Source organism: Burkholderia sp. LS-044, assembly GCF_004803625.1.
GTDB lineage: Bacteria > Pseudomonadota > Gammaproteobacteria > Burkholderiales > Burkholderiaceae > Burkholderia > Burkholderia cepacia.
This window is the reverse complement of the sequence record NZ_SSWO01000004.1, coordinates 12,817-26,618: the sequence shown is the minus strand read 5'-3', so window position 1 is coordinate 26,618 and position 13,802 is coordinate 12,817. Positions and strand designations below refer to the sequence as shown.

The window sequence follows — 13,802 nt, the reverse complement described above, 5'->3', positions numbered from 1 at the left end:
CGACAGCATGTCTAGAACCATACTGTGCGTCGTAGGTACGCGACCGGAGGCCATCAAGATGGCGCCGGTCATCCTGCGTTTGCGAGCGGACCCGGGATTCAAGGTGCACGTGCTCGCGACCGCGCAACACCGCGATCTGCTCGACCAGATCCTGACCTGTTTCGATATCAAACCGGATGTCGATCTCGACATCATGCGTCCGAATCAGGGGCTTGCCAGCCTGACGTCGCGTCTGCTTGACGGTATCGATGCCGTGCTCGTGGACAAGCGTCCCGATCTCGTACTGGGACAAGGCGACACCACGACGGTCATGGCCACGGCGCTTGCATGCTTCTATCGGCATATACCGTTCGGTCATATTGAAGCGGGCCTGCGTACCCGCGATCTCGGCAATCCGTTTCCTGAAGAGATGAACCGCGTTTTCGCGGGGCGTCTCGCAAGGCTGCATTTCGCGCCGACAGCGAGTTCGCGCGACAACCTCTTGCATGAAAACATCCCCAGCGACCAGATCTGGGTGACCGGGAACACCGTCATCGACGCGCTTCACACTGTCTTGCGGACACATCCGTCCTGCGGCGTCGATATCGACGACACGAAACGGCTGATTCTGGTCACCGCGCATCGCCGGGAGAATTTCGGCGCCCCGCTCGAACGGATCTGCCATGCCATTCGCCAGATTGTCGACGCCAACGACGACATCGAGGTGCTGTTTCCCGTACATCCCAATCCGCACGTCCAGCGTACGACGCGCGAACTGCTGTCGCACCACGCCCGGATCCGACTCTGCCCGCCGCTCGACTATGTGCCGTTCGTCGCTGCCATGCAGCGCTCGTACCTCATCCTCAGCGACTCGGGCGGCGTGCAGGAAGAAGCGCCAGCTCTGGGCAAACCGGTCCTGGTGTTGCGCGACGAGACCGAGCGCCCGGAAGCTGTCGAAGCCGGTGTCGTCAGGCTCGTCGGCACTCAAACCGATACGATCGTCAATGCGGTCCAACTGATGCTCGACAACGCCGACGAATACGGCAAGGTTGCACGCGGCGTCTCGCCCTACGGTGACGGAAAGGCAGCCCAGCGGATTTTCGACGTCATCCGGGAACAATGCGTGTGATCGAACAACTCGTCTATCTGTCGCCGGTGCCATGGAGCAGCTTTGCACAGCGACCTCACAAGTTCGTCGAGTGGTTTCATCAAGAAACCCATGGCCGTGTGCTCTGGATCGATCCGTATCCAACCCGCCTGCCCATGCTTCAAGACTTGCGCCGTCCATCCGGCGAAGGCAAGTCCGACGCGCATACCGCCGCGCCGCCTTGGCTCGACGTCGTCCGCATCCGCAGCCTTCCGCTTGAGCCACTGCCCCTCGGCACCGCAATCAATCGATTCGGATGGCGTGACATCACGCGTCGCGTCGTGCAATTCTGCGCCGAGCGCAACACGCTTCTCGCGGTCGGGAAGCCGTCCGGGCTCGCGCTCGACTTGTTACGAGCGGCTCGTCCCGCCCGGTCGCTCTACGACAGGATGGACGACTTCCCGTCGTTCTATCGAGGCGTTTCGCGCTCGGCGATGAAACGCACCGAACTCGCTGTCGCGCGCGAGGTCGACACGGTTTTCGTATCGTCGTCGGGCTTACGCTCGAGCTGGAGCAGTATTCGGCCCGACGCCAGGCTGGTCCACAACGGGCTCGATCCAGCCGTCCTTCCGGCGTTCCGCGAAAAGACGTCGGATCATGCCGGGCCGCATGTACTGGGTTACTTGGGCACCATGGGGCCTTGGTTCGACTGGCAATGGCTCGCTGCGCTTGCGCAATGCCGCCCCGCGGACACGATTCGATTGATCGGGCCGTTATTCCATCCCCCGCAAATCGCGCTGCCCGAGAACGTGCAGATTCTTCCGCCGCTGAAACACGCCGCCGCTCTCGCCGCGATGTCGGACTTCGACGTCGGCCTGATTCCGTTCCTGCGCAACCCGCTCACGGACGGTGTCGATCCGATCAAGTATTACGAGTACAGAGCGCTCGGATTACCGGTCATCTCGACCCCCTTCGGAGAAATGGCAACACGGTGCGACGAACCCGGTACATTCCTCTCGAGCGGATCCGAGAACCTGTCTTCAATCGTTGTCGAGGCACTCGAATACCGGACGACGCACGACGAGGTATCGCGGATCCGGAGCGCAAACAGCTGGGCCGCCCGTTTCGCGGCAACAGGCATTCTCGGCTAGTGTTCTATCCCTGCCTGATCGCGGTTCGCTTCGGCATGCAAGGCTGACAAGACGATAAAACTCGGTGACGGGATCCGCTCGACTGCCCGTTACCCTGACGCGCCCGGTCAATACGTGGCGATGCAAGGGTCCGACCACCGGCGATCCCTTTCAGTCGGCCATGCAGAGGCCCAGCGCGTATTCCCAATCGGGCAGGTGCAAACCGAACGTCTCGGCGAGTTTGCCGTGGGACAAGCGCGAATTCGCCGGGCGACGTGCGCGCACCGGAAACTCGCTCGCGGAAATCGGCACCACAGCGGGTGCGTCATCCCCCATCGCGATGCCGAGAATCGCCTTGGCGAAACCGTGCCAGGACGTCTCGCCGGCCGCACTCAGATGATAGGTTCCCGAGCGCGCCTGCCACCAGGCCTCATCATGGGCCGCCAGCCCTTTGGAGAGGATGTGCGCAGTCGCGGCTGCAATTGTTTTCGACCAGGTCGGCGCGCCGACCTGGTCGGCAACCACACGCAATTCGGGTCGCTCCGCGCCCAGCTTGAGCATCGTGCGCAAGAAATTCCTGCCACGTCGCCCGTATACCCAGCTGGTTCGCAAAGTCAGGTACGCGCACCCTGCGTTCTCGATCGCACGCTCGCCCTCAAGCTTGGTCGTCCCATACACGTTCAGCGGATTCACTGCATCGGTCTCGGTATACGCGCCCGCCTTGGCTCCGTCGAACACGTAATCGGTCGAGTAGTGAATCAGCACCGCACCGCTGCGCGCAGCCTCTTCCGCCAGGACCCGCGGCACATCGGCATTTATGCGTCTTGCCGCATCGACGTCGTCCTCGGCATTGTCAACGGCCGTATAGGCAGCCGGATTCACGATGAAGGCCGGCTGCAACGCCCGCACGACAGCACGGATCCGGTCGAGATCAGACAGATCGAGCATCGAGCGGTCGCACTCCACCACACGGCCGAGCCCCTGCAGCGAGCGCAGCAGCTCAAAGCCTACCTGACCCGTGACACCGGTTACGAGGATCGTCGACTCGGAATTCATCACGACCTCACTCAAAAAGATCAGCGTCCATCAACCGCATGCCCGCGGCATCCTTGACGGCCAGCAGCGGCTCGCCATCCAGCGGCCACGCGATCCCGATGTCCGGATCGTTCCAGACAATGCTGCGCTCGTGCTCGGGAAACCAATAATCGGTCGTCTTGTAGAGAAACTGAGCAGACTCGGACACCACAAGGAAGCCATGCGCGAACCCCGGCGGAACCCAAAGCTGCCGATGGTTGTCGGCGGACAGCGTCACGCCGACCCACTTGCCGAAATTGGGCGAGCTGCGGCGCACATCGACTGCGACGTCGAACACCTCGCCCTCAACCACGCGCACCAGCTTGCCCTGCGTGTGTTCGATCTGGTAGTGCAGCCCGCGCAGCACGCCTTTTGCGGACCGCGAGTGATTGTCCTGCACGAACTCGATACCCGGAGCGACGTGCTCCGCAAACTCGCGCGCGTTGAAGCTCTCGTAGAAATACCCGCGCGCGTCTCCGAATACCTTCGGCTCGATAAGCTTGACTTCGGGCAGTGCCGTTGACGTTACGTGGATTGCCATGCGACCTGATGGGTGAGTAGGTTCCGGAGATACAGCCCGTAGGCGTTCTTCGCGAGCGGCTGTGCCAGTTTCAGCACCTGCTCCGCGTCGATCCAGTTGCGGCGGTACGCGATCTCTTCGGGGCACGCAACCATGAGCCCCTGACGCTTCTGCAGCGTCGCGATGAACGTCGCCGCCTCGATCAAGGAATCGTGCGTACCCGTATCGAGCCACGCATAACCGCGCCCCATGAGCTCGACGTCGAGCTGGCCCGCCGCCAGGTAGCGCGAATTGACATCGGTGATCTCGAGCTCGCCGCGGGCCGACGGCTTGATGTCGGCTGCGATGTCGCAAACCTGCCTGTCGTAGAAATACAGCCCCGTGACCGCATAGCTCGAACGCGGCTTTGCCGGCTTCTCTTCAATCGATATCGCGCGGAATTCGCGGTCGAACTCGACCACGCCATACCGCTCGGGGTCCTGAACGTGATACGCAAATACGGTCGCGCCCGTATCCTTCGCGCTGGCCCGCTCGAGCTGCTTCGCGAGATCGTGCCCGTAGAAAATGTTGTCGCCGAGGATGAGCGCCGACGGCTCGTTGCCAACGAAGTCCCGGCCGATGACGAACGCTTGCGCGAGCCCGTCCGGCGACGGCTGCGTCGCATACCGGATATTCATCCCCCACTGGCTGCCGTCGCCGAGCATCGACTCGAAGCGCGGAGTGTCCTGCGGCGTCGAGATGATCAGCACGTCCCGGATGCCTGCAATCATCAGCGTCGACAGCGGATAGTAGATCATCGGCTTGTCGTACACCGGCAGCAGCTGCTTCGATACTGCATGCGTGATCGGATAGAGCCGTGTGCCTGAACCGCCGGCGAGAATGATGCCCTTGCGTGCCATCGTCTCTCCTGTCAAACGCGTGCTGCGTAATTGGTCTCGACCCACTTGCGGTATTCGCCCGAAGCCACCTCGTCCGACCACGCCTGGTTGTCGAGATACCAGGAGACCGTCTTCGCGAGGCCGGTTGCGAACGTCTCGGCCGGCTTCCAGCCGAGTTCGCGCTCGAGCTTGCGCGCATCGATCGCGTAACGGCGATCGTGCCCCGGACGATCCTTCACGTACGTAATCTGGTCGCGATACGTGCCCTGTGCCCTGGGTCGGGCATCGTCGAGCAGATCGCACAGCGTATGCACGACGTCGAGGTTCGTCATTTCGTTCCAGCCGCCGACGTTGTAGGTCTCGCCCGGCGTGCCGCGTGCGAGCACTTCGCGAATCGCGCTGCAGTGATCGCCGACATACAGCCAGTCGCGCACGTTCTGGCCATCGCCGTAGACCGGCAACGGCTTGCCCGCGAGTGCATTCGCAATCATCAGCGGAATCAGCTTTTCGGGGAACTGGTACGGGCCGTAGTTGTTCGAGCAGTTGGTCGTGAGCGTCGGCAGGCCATACGTATGGTGATACGCACGCACCAGGTGATCGGAGCCCGCCTTCGTCGCCGAGTACGGGCTGTTGGGCGCGTACGGTGTCGTTTCAGAGAACTGCGGATCCGTCGCGGACAGCGAACCGAACACTTCGTCGGTCGACACGTGCAGGAACCGGAAGCCGGCCTGCTCCGCGTCGGGTAACGCGCTCCAGTACTGGCGCGCGGCCTCGAGCAGCGTGAAGGTGCCGACGACGTTGGTCTGAACGAACTCGGCCGGACCGTGAATCGAGCGATCGACGTGACTTTCCGCCGCGAAATGCAGGATCGCGCGCGGCCGGTGCTCGGCCAACAGCGCGTCGAGTGCCGCGCGGTCGCAGATGTCCACGCGGGCGAATACGTGCTTCGGGCTTCCGTTCAGCGATTGCAGCGTGCGAAGGTTGCCTGCATAGGTCAATTTATCGACATTGAGCACGGCCTCGTCGGATTGACTAAGCCAGTCGATTACGAAATTGGCGCCGATAAAACCCGCGCCGCCCGTCACCAGAATCATGAGGCTCCCTCTAGTCATGCATGGCGTGCCTCAAGCGCGAGCCGCCACGAACTCCGGACGCGACGATGACGTGCACGTCCCCCCAAGGCGGGCATTCTAACTGCTGACCGTAACCCTCAAAACCATGAAATGCTAATTTTGTTGAAGGGCCACCGATTATAAGAAGCGGGTTGGGTCAAAATCCACGTCGCTAACAACTTGAAACAGCGCCCCGGACCCTCCCCCGAAAAAATCTTCATTCAAATCAATACGTTAAAATTCCCCGAATACGCTCGCAGTTGAGTTGCAGCGATCGCATCCTTTTTCGACCCGCGTCAGGATTTGTAACAACCTACCTCTCATGACCCGCACCCCCATCGCAATCGGCGACATCCAGGGCTGTCATTCCGCTCTCCAGTCGCTGCTCGACAAGCTGTCCCCGCCTGCCGACACCCCGCTCTGGATCGCCGGCGACGTCGTCAACCGCGGCCCCGGCTCCCTCGCCGCGCTGCGTACGCTCGTCGACCTCGGCCCGCGCGCGACCGTCGTGCTCGGCAATCACGACCTCCACCTGCTTGCGGTCTCCGCCGGCCTGCGCACCGAGCGCCCGGGCGACACGATTGGCGAAATCCTCGACGCCCCCGACGCCGACGCGCTGCTCGACTGGGTCCGCCATCGCCCGTTCGTGCATGCGGAAAACGGAATGTTGCTCGTGCACGCGGGCGTGCTGCCGCAATGGGACACCACACTGGTGCTCGAACTCGCCGACGAACTCCAGCGCGCGCTGCGCGCGCCCGACTGGCGCGACACGTTGCAGCAGCTGTACGGCAACGAGCCGAATCAATGGAGTCCCAACCTGAAGAAACGCGACCGGATGCGCGTCGCGTTCAACGCATTCACGCGCGTGCGCTTCTGCACGCCCGACGGCGCGATGGAATTCAAGGCGAACGGCGGCCCCGACAGCGCGCCGTCCGGCTACCTGCCGTGGTTCGACGTACCGGGGCGCCGCACGGAGGACGTGACGGTCGTGTTCGGGCACTGGGCCGCGCTCGGCCTGATGCTGCGCGAGAATCTCGTCGCGCTCGATTCGGGATGTGTGTGGGGTAACCAGCTGTCGGCCGTCCGGCTGACGGCCGATCCGGCGCAGCGCACGGTCACGCAGGTGCAGTGCGAAGCGTGCCGCTCACCGGGCGGAGAGTGACGAGAGACTGATTCGCGGGGCCGGAGGTGGGTCGGCCCCGACGCGTCAGCCCTCGCGCCCCGGCACGGGCGCATCGGCCGCTTCGTTGCCCGCTTCGCCGGCACCGACCTCGGTCGCCGGATACGCATGCTTCGCCAGTTCCGCGAGCGACTCGGCCGACGGCTTGCCGACCTTCTCCTGCAGCGTCGCGAGCGCGGCCGCGATCGCATCGCGCGCCGCGGCGGACGTCGCCCGCCGGTCGCCGCCCGGCGCGATCGGCTCGCACACGTAAAGATGCGCGACGATCGGGCCACCGCGCAACACCATGTCGAGCGACTTGCCGAGCGCCAGCTCGCCCGTGTAGGCCGGCGCGACCGACTGCCGCCGCTGCGCGTCCTCGTACATCAGGCAGATCGGCTGCACCGCGCAGCCCGCCGATACCGCGGCCTGGAACAGGTTCGCATGGAACGGCAGCAGTTCCTGCCCGTCGGTCGTCGTGCCTTCCGGAAACACGCACATCAGCCCGCCGTTGCGCAGGCGCTCGGCCATTTCGTGCATGACCCGCATCGCCTCGGTGCGCTTCTCGCGCTGCAGGAACACGGTGTCGAGCTTCTCGGCGAGCCAGCCGACGACCGGCCATTGCCGCACCTCGGCCTTCGACACGAACGGCGTCGGCCGCCACGCGTTGATCGTGTAGATGTCGAGCCAGGACACGTGATTGCCGACCACGAGCGCGCTCGCGTCAAGCCGCGCGCCGTCGTTGTGGACGACGAGGCGCATCCCGCAGATCCGCAGCAGCTTGAGCGACCAGCGGCGCGTCATCTCGGCACGCCGCGCGGGCGTGACGTGCGAAAAACGCAGCGCGACGATCGCCATGCCGCGCAACAGGTGAAAGACGAGACGCAGCTTGCGAAGGGCAATCATGGCGAAGGTCCGGCGTGGTTCAGGGGCGCTCGAACGCGATCTGTCCGGCGACGAGCGTCGTGCGCACGCTGGCGGGCAGTTCGTAGCCGAGGAACGGCGAGTTGTGGCCCTGGCTCTTCAGCGCACGCGGCTCGACGCGCCAGTGTGCGCGCGGATCGAACACGCACAGGTCGGCCGCGCCGCCTTCGGCGAGGCGGCCGGCCGGCAGCTGCAGCACGTCGGCCGGCGCGGACGTGATGCGGCGCAGCGCCTGCGCCAGCGGCGTACGCGTCTCGTCCGCCCACTTCAGCGTCAGCGACAGCAGCAGCTCGAGCCCCGTCGCGCCCGGCGTCGCTTCGCCGAACGGCAGCAGCTTCTCGTCGTCGTCGACCGGCGTGTGGTCGGAGCAGATCGCGTCGATCGTCCCGTCGGCGAGCGCCACGCGAATCGCTTCGCGATCGCGCTCGCTGCGCAGCGGCGGATCGAGCCGGAACTGCGAATCGAAGTAGCCGATGTCGACATCGATCAGGTGCACGTGATTCACGCCGACGTCGCACGTCACGGGCAGCCCCTCGGCCTTCGCCGCGCGCACGAGTGCGAGGCCGGCCGCCGACGACAGCCGCGCGAGGTGCACGCGTGCGCCCGTCACGCGCATCAATTCGAAGATCGTGTGCAGCGCGATCGTCTCGGCCGCGACCGGCACGCCGGACAGCCCGAGCCGCGACGCAAGCGCGCCGCTCGCGGCAACGCCGCCACGGCCGATGAATGCGTCCTGCGGGCGCAGCCACGTCGTGTAGCCGTAGGTGCTCGCGTACTGCAGCGCACGCAGCAGCACCTGCGTGTCGCGCACCGGCACGTTGGCATGCGTGAAGCCGACGCAGCCAGACTCGGTCAGCGCGACCATCTCGGTGATCACTTCACCCTTGAGGCCGACCGTCAGCGCGCCGAGCGGATGCACGTTCGCCTGGTGGAGGTTGCGTGCGCGAAACTTGAGCATCTCGACGAGGCCAGGCTCGTCGAGCACGGGGTCGGTATCCGGCGGGCAGACGAGGGTCGTGACGCCGCCCGCGACGGCAGCGGCCATCTCGGACGCGAGCGTCGCCTTGTGCTCGTAGCCCGGCTCGCGCAGCCGCGCGCACAGGTCGACGAGGCCGGGCGCGACGATCAGGCCCGATGCGTCGATGGTCTTCCCGGCGTTGAAACCGGCCGGCGCGGCGGTGCCAGCGTCGGCAATCGCGGCGATCTTGCCGTCCGCGACGAAAACGTCGGCCTGCCGTTCGGTGCCGGCGACCGGGTCGATCAGCGTGCCGCCTTTGATATGAATCTTCATGCGCTGTCTGTGAATGCGTTGAATGCGTTGAGTGCCTGGATCAGGATGCGCGAAAACGGGCTCAGTCGCTGTTGCCGGCGACGATGCCCATCACCGCCATCCGCACGGCGATGCCGAACGTGACCTGGTTGAGGATCACCGACTGCGGGCCGTCGGCGACCTGCGAGTCGATCTCGACGCCGCGGTTCATCGGGCCGGGGTGCATCACGATCGCGTCGGGCGCGGCGAGCGCGAGGCGCTCGGGCGTCAGGCCCCAGGTCTTGAAGTATTCCTGCGCCGACGGCAGCAGCGCGCCGCTCATCCGCTCGTTCTGCAGGCGCAGCATGATGATCACGTCGACGCCCTTCAGCCCTTCGTCGAGGTTGTGGAACACCTTCACGCCCATCTGCTCGAGGCCGCCCGGCAGCAGCGTGCGCGGGCCGATCGCGCGCACTTCCGGCACGCCGAGCGTGGTGAGCGCGTGGATGTCGGAGCGGGCGACGCGCGAATGCAGGATGTCGCCGACGATCGCCACGCGCAGCTTCGTGAAGTCGCGCTTGTAGTGACGGATCGTGTACATGTCGAGCAGGCCCTGCGTCGGGTGCGCATGACGGCCGTCGCCCGCGTTGATCACGTGCACGTGCGGTGCGCAGTGCTCGGCGATCAGGTACGGCGCACCGCTCGACGCGTGACGCACGACGAACAGGTCGGCATGCATCGCCGACAGGTTGTTGATCGTGTCGAGCAGCGATTCGCCCTTGCTCGTCGACGACGCATTGATGTTCAGGTTCAGCACGTCGGCCGACAGGCGCGTCGCGGCGATCTCGAAGGTCGTGCGCGTACGCGTCGAGTTCTCGAAGAACAGGTTGAACACGGACTTGCCGCGCAGCAGCGGCACCTTCTTCACTTCACGGTCCGTCACGCTGACGAACTGCTCGGCCGTATCGAGGATGTGATTGACGATCGAGCGCGGCAGGCCCTCGATCGACAGCAGGTGCTTCAGCTCGCCGTTTTTCGTGAGCTGCGGATTGCCCTTCAGGAAGCCGTAGCGGAACCGGTCGGGGCTCGCGGCCGCAGCGGGATTGCCGGTGCGGCCAGTGGTGTCGGTGGTCATGGTGTGCGTGATTCCAACTATGCAAACGGGCCGCGGTGCAAACCAGCGGCCCGGGATACGGTTCGCGTGCCGCTCAGGCGCCGTGCGCCTCGACGCGCAGCGTGAACTGCGCGTCGTCGCGCGCGAGCACGAGCGTCGCGCCGGCCGGCACGTCCAGCGTGCCGCCCGCGAAGCGCGCGGCGACCGGCAGCTCGCGGCCGCCGCGATCGGCGAGCACCGCGAGCTCGACCGCGGCCGGACGGCCGTAGTCGAACAGCTCGTTGAGCGCCGCGCGCACGGTGCGCCCGGTATACAACACGTCGTCGACGAGCACGATGCGCGCGCCGTCGATTTCGAACGGCAGCGACGTCGGGCTGGCCTGGCTGTGCAGCCCCTTTTTCGCGTAATCGTCGCGGTGCAGCGCGACGTTCACGACGCCGAACGCCGGCGCGCCGAGATCGCGCGCGAGGCGCTCGGCGAGCCATGCGCCGCCGCTGTGAATGCCGGCGAGCCGCGGGCCGCCCGGTTCGGCGAAAGCCGTGCCGTACGCGGCGCGGATCTGGTCGAGCAGGACGCGGTAAAGCGCCTCGGCGTCAATGGTGCTCATGGTCGGACAATTGATCGAGATACTGTTGAAGGATGACGCGCGCGGCCTCGGCATCGAGCATCTCGGCCCGGGCACGGCCGCGCACGTTACGCTCGCGCAGCCCGGCCTCGGCCTCGACCGACGAATAACGCTCGTCGACCCAGGTGACGGGCAGCCCGAAGCGGCCGTTCAGCTGGTTGCCGAAGCGCTTCGCCTGCTGCGTCATGTCGTGCGGCGTGCCGTCCGGATGCATCGGCAGGCCGACGACGAGCGCGTCCGGCCGCCATTCGGCCAGCAGGTCGCCGACCGCCTTGAAGCGGTGTTCGCGGTTCAGGTTCTGGATCACGACGAGCGCACGGGCCGAGCGCGTCAGCGCATTGCCGATCGCGACGCCGATACGTTTTTCGCCGTAGTCGAACGCGAGCAGCGTCGCATCGCGCGCGCTCGCGCCACTCATGCGTGCCCTGCTTCGCCGGACAGCATCGACGAACTGACGCCGAGCAGGCCGAGCGCGGCTTCGAAACGCTCTTCGGCCGGCGTGTCGAACACGATGCGCGGATCGGCGGCCACGGTCAGCCAGCCGTTGCGGGAAATTTCTTCCTCGAGCTGCCCCGCCCCCCAGCCCGCATGGCCGAGCGTCAGCAGGAAGCGTTTCGGGCCGTTGCCGGTCGCGACCGCCTCGAGCACGTCCTTCGACGTGGTCATCTCCAGCCCACCCTCGACGGACATCGACGAGTTGTAGCTCGCGCCCTCCACCGGTTCATGCAGCACGAAACCGCGCTCGGTCTGGACCGGGCCGCCGAAATACACCGGGATGTGCAGCAGCGGCTCGATGTCGAGCTTCAGGTCGATGCGGTTGAACAGCGATTCGAGGTCGATGTCGGTAGGACGATTGATGACGAGGCCGAGCGCACCGCGCTCGCTGTGATCGCAAAGATAGACCACCGTTCCTGAAAACGTCGGATCCGCCATGTTCGGCATGGCGATCAGGAACTGGTTGGTGAGATTGATGCGATCGGAAGGCTTTGACATGGTTTGAATTTTAGCAAAGACGCCGCGGCCTGACCGGGCCGCGATCAACAAGCAACGCCGCGCCGCGCTGGCAACGGCGCGCGCGGATCACACGGCACTCTAACACGCGCGCGGGCGCTGTCGGCAGCGTGTTGCAGGCCCGCGCGGCAAGGGCCGCCGCCGCGTGTTCATCCCCTTGCTCGTCCCCCTGTTCGTCAGGCCCGGCCGAGCGCCGCGCCGAGCGCGCCGGACGCCGCGGTGAGGTCCGGCGGCGCCACGCCGGCGGCGATCTTCAGCAGCGCCGCGCGCAGCATGTCGGACGCGTGGCCGTGCGCATCGAGGCCGCCGTCGGCGAGCGGCACGCCGTGCGCCGCACGCCGCCACGCCAGGCCCAGCGTGTCGGCCAGGAGCGCCGCATGGCCGAGCCCGAGCGCGCATGCGGCCGTACCGACCCGGTAGGCGGCGCCAGACGCGTGCCATGCGGCCCCCGCGTCGGCCGCGGCCGGATCGGCAGCGAGGTCGGCCATCGACGCATCGGCCGTCTGCAGGAAATCCTCATAGGCATGCGCATTGACCGTCACGACGCCAAGCGCGCGGGTCGGCGCGGCGGCAACCGCATCGTGCTCGGCCCGGGCGGCATCGGCCTCCCACAGCGCCTCCGATGCGGGCGTGCCGGCGACGTGCCAGTCGACCGTCAGCCCGTAGTCGTGCAGCACGTCGACGAGTGCAACATCCTCGGCTGCGGCGCCGAACAGCGCGAAATCGCGCCACAGCAGCGCCACCGTCTCGCGCACAAGTTCCGGCGGCGCACTGCGCCGGCCCTGCGCGTGCTCGCCGAGCAGCAGGTTCGTCCGCGCGAGAAAGCGCTTCAGCTCCGGCGCGCCGCTGGCGCGCAGCGCGCGCACGCACGCGGCCGCGAGCCGCCAGAAATCGTAGGGATCGTCGCCCGCCAGCACGGCCAGCATCGCGTCGAGTTCGGCGAGTGCCGCATCAGGCGCGCCGTGTCCCGCGCGCAGCACGCCAAGCAGCGCCTGTTCGTAGCGGGCACGAATCCGGGTCGCAAACGCATCGGGCAACGCGCGCAGCGTGGCCGGCGGCACCGCACGGCCGACGAGCGCGAGCGCGTCGAGCGGCGCGCTCGCGCGCAGGTCGGCGGCGCTTTGCGCGCGCAAGGCACGGAAATGTTCGAAGAGAACGGGCGAGCAGGCGAGCTCGCGCAGGTTGTGGCGGCCGACGGCCGCGCGGAAATCGCGCAGCGCGGCCCGCCAGCCGGCCGAAGTCGGCTCGACGGCGACGAGCGGCACGGCGGCCGACAACTGCCCCGCGAATCGCGCGGCCGGCAGCCAGCCGGCTTCCGCCAGCACGGCCGCCGCGGCGGACAGCGGCGCGGCCGCGTCGTCGCGACGCTCGAATGCGTCGGCAGCCGCCGCAAGCCACGCGTCGGCCGCGCGCACGGCCCCGCCGCGCGGGTTGGGCAATGCGTCAGGGTGGGGAACGTTCGCCGGTTCGGGCCTCATGCACACGCGCGCCTGTCATCGTCAAGTCGCTCGCGCAGGCCTCGGCGCGCGAGCGCCGGACCGATGCGAGGCCTGAGCGGTGTGCCGTGGGCCGAGGGTCCGGTCAGATCTGGACCATCTCGAAGTCTTCCTTGCGGGCGCCGCATTCAGGACACGTCCAGTTGATCGGGACGTCTTCCCAGCGCGTGCCCGGGGCGATGCCCTCTTCGGGCAGCCCGGCTTCTTCGTCATAAATCCAGCCACAAATCAGGCACATCCAGCTCTTGTATTCCATCTTAAGCCGCGTCGGGAAAGTCGGTAAATTCGGGAGCCATGATGGTACCGTGTCGGGGCCGGACTGCCTAGCAATCGCGCTGGAGTAAGGCGACTACGTTGCGCTGCGCTAAAAAATCCGTCGTGCGGGCCGGATTCCGCCGCATAATGGCTGAAAAGTGCGGCCTGCCGGGCAACACAGGGCCGAAA

General features: G+C 66.3%; 15 protein-coding genes. 3 read left to right on the top strand and 12 right to left on the bottom strand.

Translation table 11 applies throughout. The annotated features are described in order from the left end of the window. Nucleotides 1–7 precede the first annotated feature (7 nt). Entirely contained in the window at nucleotides 8–1,108 is a 1,101-nt protein-coding gene (wecB, locus tag E9536_RS11395; protein ID WP_059695965.1) for a UDP-N-acetylglucosamine 2-epimerase (non-hydrolyzing), read from the top strand. After that, complete coding sequence (locus E9536_RS11390; protein WP_027788191.1) at nucleotides 1,099–2,217, top strand: glycosyl transferase; 1,119 nt, start codon at nucleotides 1,099–1,101, stop codon at nucleotides 2,215–2,217. The genes wecB and E9536_RS11390 overlap by 10 nt, the downstream gene beginning before the upstream one ends. Before the next feature lie 150 nt (nucleotides 2,218–2,367). On the opposite strand, the gene rfbD is transcribed toward E9536_RS11390, so the two are convergent. The 4 genes from rfbD to rfbB are packed head-to-tail and all read right to left on the bottom strand — an operon-like array spanning nucleotide 2,368 to nucleotide 5,762. After that, nucleotides 2,368–3,252: a dTDP-4-dehydrorhamnose reductase gene (gene rfbD, locus E9536_RS11385; RefSeq protein WP_196589625.1), complete on the bottom strand. Its 885-nt coding sequence runs from the start codon at nucleotides 3,250–3,252 to the stop codon at nucleotides 2,368–2,370. A 7-nt stretch (nucleotides 3,253–3,259) separates the two neighbouring features. After that, entirely contained in the window at nucleotides 3,260–3,811 is a 552-nt protein-coding gene (gene rfbC, locus E9536_RS11380) for a dTDP-4-dehydrorhamnose 3,5-epimerase (RefSeq protein ID WP_027788193.1), read from the bottom strand. Then, a complete protein-coding gene (rfbA, locus tag E9536_RS11375) occupies nucleotides 3,796–4,689 on the bottom strand; it encodes a glucose-1-phosphate thymidylyltransferase RfbA (protein ID WP_027788194.1) in 894 nt (297 codons plus the stop codon). The genes rfbC and rfbA overlap by 16 nt, the downstream gene beginning before the upstream one ends. Nucleotides 4,690–4,700: 11 nt before the next feature. Then, nucleotides 4,701–5,762, bottom strand: coding sequence for a dTDP-glucose 4,6-dehydratase (rfbB, locus tag E9536_RS11370; RefSeq protein ID WP_060206475.1), 1,062 nt, complete (start codon nucleotides 5,760–5,762; stop codon nucleotides 4,701–4,703). Between the two features lie 340 nt (nucleotides 5,763–6,102). On the opposite strand from rfbB, the gene E9536_RS11365 reads away from it, so the two are divergent. Beyond that, nucleotides 6,103–6,942, top strand: coding sequence for a symmetrical bis(5'-nucleosyl)-tetraphosphatase (locus E9536_RS11365; RefSeq protein ID WP_136469876.1), 840 nt, complete (start codon nucleotides 6,103–6,105; stop codon nucleotides 6,940–6,942). A 45-nt stretch (nucleotides 6,943–6,987) separates the two neighbouring features. On the opposite strand, the gene E9536_RS11360 is transcribed toward E9536_RS11365, so the two are convergent. The 8 genes from E9536_RS11360 to E9536_RS11325 all read right to left on the bottom strand — a co-directional run bounded on the left by E9536_RS11360 (nucleotide 6,988) and on the right by E9536_RS11325 (nucleotide 13,614). Continuing rightward, the gene (locus E9536_RS11360; RefSeq protein WP_136469875.1) at nucleotides 6,988–7,845 is read right to left on the bottom strand and encodes a lysophospholipid acyltransferase family protein; all 858 of its coding nucleotides are present in this window, start codon (nucleotides 7,843–7,845) and stop codon (nucleotides 6,988–6,990) included. A 19-nt stretch (nucleotides 7,846–7,864) separates the two neighbouring features. Continuing rightward, entirely contained in the window at nucleotides 7,865–9,154 is a 1,290-nt protein-coding gene (locus E9536_RS11355) for a dihydroorotase (protein WP_136469874.1), read from the bottom strand. 61 nt (nucleotides 9,155–9,215) lie between these two features. Beyond that, a complete protein-coding gene (locus tag E9536_RS11350; RefSeq protein WP_006476735.1) occupies nucleotides 9,216–10,247 on the bottom strand; it encodes an aspartate carbamoyltransferase catalytic subunit in 1,032 nt (343 codons plus the stop codon). A 73-nt stretch (nucleotides 10,248–10,320) separates the two neighbouring features. Next, nucleotides 10,321–10,833: a bifunctional pyr operon transcriptional regulator/uracil phosphoribosyltransferase PyrR gene (gene pyrR / locus E9536_RS11345; protein WP_059695976.1), complete on the bottom strand. Its 513-nt coding sequence runs from the start codon at nucleotides 10,831–10,833 to the stop codon at nucleotides 10,321–10,323. Next, nucleotides 10,820–11,269, bottom strand: coding sequence for a Holliday junction resolvase RuvX (gene ruvX, locus E9536_RS11340; protein ID WP_027788201.1), 450 nt, complete (start codon nucleotides 11,267–11,269; stop codon nucleotides 10,820–10,822). The genes pyrR and ruvX overlap by 14 nt, the downstream gene beginning before the upstream one ends. After that, nucleotides 11,266–11,844, bottom strand: coding sequence for a YqgE/AlgH family protein (locus E9536_RS11335; protein ID WP_027788202.1), 579 nt, complete (start codon nucleotides 11,842–11,844; stop codon nucleotides 11,266–11,268). Before E9536_RS11335 ends, ruvX begins: the two co-directional genes overlap by 4 nt. A gap of 194 nt (nucleotides 11,845–12,038) precedes the next feature. Further along, nucleotides 12,039–13,340 carry a hypothetical protein gene (locus E9536_RS11330; protein WP_060372244.1) on the bottom strand — a complete coding sequence of 434 codons (1,302 nt, stop codon included), beginning with the start codon at nucleotides 13,338–13,340 and terminating at the stop codon, nucleotides 12,039–12,041. 103 nt (nucleotides 13,341–13,443) lie between these two features. Next, on the bottom strand, nucleotides 13,444–13,614 hold the full coding sequence (locus tag E9536_RS11325; RefSeq protein ID WP_004186709.1) for a rubredoxin: 171 nt from the start codon (nucleotides 13,612–13,614) through the stop codon (nucleotides 13,444–13,446). Nucleotides 13,615–13,802: the final 188 nt, after the last annotated feature.